The organism is Rhodococcus sp. IEGM 1307, from assembly GCF_030056915.1.
GTDB classification, from domain to species: Bacteria; Actinomycetota; Actinomycetes; order Mycobacteriales; family Mycobacteriaceae; genus Rhodococcus_F; species Rhodococcus_F opacus_D.
The window spans coordinates 1-211 of record NZ_JASHKW010000147.1; the positions used below are offsets into that span (position 1 = coordinate 1).

General features: G+C 72.5%; 1 pseudogene. It reads right to left on the reverse strand.

Features of this window, described 5'->3' with window-relative positions:
- A pseudogene (locus tag QM841_RS43110) lies at positions 1-211 on the reverse strand (NAD(+) diphosphatase); the annotation flags it as partial.

A 211-nucleotide genomic window follows, 5' to 3' on the forward strand; every position in this document is an offset into this window, starting at 1 on the left:
GCCGGTCCTTTCGGATGCCGAGGACGACGGCCCGGCGTTGCGGTTGGGGGCCGAGGTCGGTGGCCTCCGCGAAGACGAGGCCGTCGTCCCCTACCCGCACCTGTCCGCGGGGATTGACGCGCAGCAGCAGTGCATCCCGCCAGCCCGCTCGCAGCGCGTCCGTGTACGAACTCAATTCCTCGGCCCGCCCGACGGCGGAGCGGGACAGGAG